The 2574-nt window shown below is 68.1% G+C and carries 3 protein-coding genes; all 3 read right to left on the bottom strand.

Features of this window, described 5'->3' with window-relative positions; translation table 11 throughout:
* The coding region (locus AC32QD_RS04520; RefSeq protein ID WP_492009290.1) for an ABC transporter substrate-binding protein at window positions 1–1172 on the bottom strand (1172 nt) is incomplete at its 3' end.
* Between the two features lie 106 nt (window positions 1173–1278).
* Entirely contained in the window at window positions 1279–1971 is a 693-nt protein-coding gene (locus AC32QD_RS04515; protein ID WP_492009289.1) for a DUF6064 family protein, read from the bottom strand.
* An 18-nt stretch (window positions 1972–1989) separates the two neighbouring features.
* The coding region (locus AC32QD_RS04510) for an aldo/keto reductase (RefSeq protein ID WP_492009288.1) at window positions 1990–2574 on the bottom strand (585 nt) is incomplete at its 5' end.

The raw sequence follows: 2574 nt of genomic DNA, 5'->3' as shown, positions 1-2574 counted from the left end.
GGGCCGTCGCCCTCGTGGTCGGCGCAGCTGGTGTGAAGCGGTTGCATGAAGCCCTTGAGGCCGAGTTGGGCAAGGCGCTTCTCGGTGATGTTGAGGTTCTCCATCGCCCAGCGCATCTGGTCGCCATTGACGACCTTGACGTGGAACTTCTTCTGCGCATTGCGGACCGCCTCGATCTCGATCAGGGCGTTGAGCATGCCGCGGTTCCACAGCACGGTGCCGATCTCCGACTTCTTGCCGGTGCCGTTGCCCTTGTCATAGACCAGCTTGATCAGGTCCTTGTGGAGCGGGAAGTTCGCACCCGGCGCGTGGAACGTGCCGGCCTTATAGCCCTTGGCCGATTCGCCCGCCGGGGTCACGTCCTGCTCGGCGCCCGACCACCACACGCCGATCATGTGGTCCATCTTGAAGCCGATGCTGACCGCTTCCTTGATCGCCACCTGGTTCATCACGCCCCAGCCCCACAGCAGGATCCAGTTGGGACGCAGGCGGCGGATCTGCAGCCAGGTCGCGCCCTGCTGAAGACCCGGGTGGTCGACCGGGAGCAGGGTTAGCTTGTAGCCGAACTTTTTGGCCAGGACCTTGAGTGTCGGGATCGGCTCCTTGCCGTAGGCGCTGTTGTGGTAGACCAGCGCGATCTTCTGGCCCTTGAGCTTGTTCATGCCGCCGAGCTCTTGGCCGATATACTTGATGAAGGTCGAGGCCTGGCTCCAGTAAGTCGTCGGCGCGGTGAACACCCACGGGAACACCCGGCCGTCGGACGCGTCGGTGCGGCCGTAGCCCATCGAGTAGACGACGATCTTGTCGCTCGGCGCCTTGGGGATCAGCTGGTAGGTGATGCCCGTGGAGTAGGGCGCGACGATCACCGGGTGCTTGGCCTTGAGGCGCTCGTAGCACTCGACGCCCTTCTTGGTGTTGTAGCCGGTCTCGCACTCCTCCCAGGTGATCTTGGTGCCGTTGATGCCGCCCTTGGCGTTGACGTACTTGAAATAGTCGATCATGCCGTCGGCGATCGGGATGCCGTTGGGGGCATACGGCCCGGTGCGGTAGACCAGCACCGGGAAGAACTGCGTGTTCGCGGCGCTGGCGGCGGTGACCGCGCCCGATGACATGGCGAGAAGGGTCGCTGCCGCGACCCCGAGCGTCGCTTCCTTGATCACTTTCTTGATCATGATTTTTCGTACCTCCTGAGATTCCGAGATTGCCTTGCGCGCCAAGACAAGCGTGTAGGCCAGCCTAAGCGGCAAGAAGGCATCGATGAGGCACCATCCCCGGGTGCTACGATTGGCCGCGCCTCCGCGGCAGGCGCGGGGCCGCTCGGGCGCGCGCCTTGCGCCCGGTGCCGGCGATGATCAGCACCAGGGCGACCAGGCTGCACGCCGGCAGGATCATCCGCTCGGGCGTGCCCAGCAGCCACGCCCAGCCGCCAGCGATCACCAGCCACAGCGCCGGCACCAACAGCAGCCACCACGGCACCCGGCGCGCGCTCATCAGCAACAGCGCCAGGGTCACCAGCTCGGTCGGGTCGGGGCTGACCCCGACATATTGCAGCTCGGCCCAGCCGCGGCCCAGCGCCCGCTCGACCAGCGGGTGGATCACGATCGCGACCGCGGCGAAGCTGGCCCCGGCCCAGGCGCGCGCGCCGCCGTCGAAGCGGAAGCGCAGCGCGCCGCGGACCACGCCCCAGCCGAGCAGCATCGCCGCCTGCACCACGAAGCCAACCTCGTAGTAGGCGCCGGCCCAGTTGATCGCGGCGTAGTGGCCGCCGAGATAGACGATCCCGCTCCACAGCCAGCCGGCGGCGAGCAGCGCCGGGATGATCCGGTCGCCGCCCCGGTGCGGCCACACCGTGTAGGCGATCGCCGCCAGCGCCAGCAGCAGCGCGACCGCCTGGGCCGGGAAGATCGCCTTGTTGTAGTAGTCGATCACCGCGTAGAGCACGTCCGGCTCGTAGAGGACCAACCGGCTCATCGGCGCGGCGCGGTGCGGCTACAGGCGCTCGACGTAGCGCACCATGCGCCGGCGCATCGCCGGGTCGGGCAGGCGGCCGTGCAGCGCGCCCATGTTCTCGTGCATGTGGTCGACCCGGGTGGTCGCCGGGATGGCGCAGGTCACCGCCGGGTGCGAGACGATGAACTTGAGCAGGAACTGGGCCCAGTTGGCGGCGTCGAACTCGGCCGCCCAGGCCGGCAGCCGGTGCCGCTTCATGCGGTCGATCAGCGCTCCCTGGCGGAACGGCCGGTTGACGATCACGGCGAGCCCGCGCTCGGCGGCGAGCGGCAACAGCCGCGCCTCGGCCTCGCGGTCGCGGACGTTGTAGGTGAACTGGACGAAGTCGATCGGCTGCGTCCGCATCACCCGCTCCATCAGGGCGTGGCGGTCGCCGTGCGAGGTGGTGACCCCGACGTAGCGGACCTTGCCCGCCGCCTTCATCGCCAGCAGCGTGGCCAGGTGCGCCTCCCAGGCCAGCAGGTTGTGGACCTGCAGGAGGTCGAACCGCGGCACGCCCCACAGCCTGAGCGACTCCGCGATCTGGTCCGGCCCGCGCGACCCCGACGCGGTCCACACCTTGGT

The sequence above is a fragment of the Thermohalobaculum sp. genome (assembly GCF_058622915.1).
Note: the sequence above shows the minus strand (reverse complement) of the source record. Positions and strands in the feature narration are given on the sequence as shown.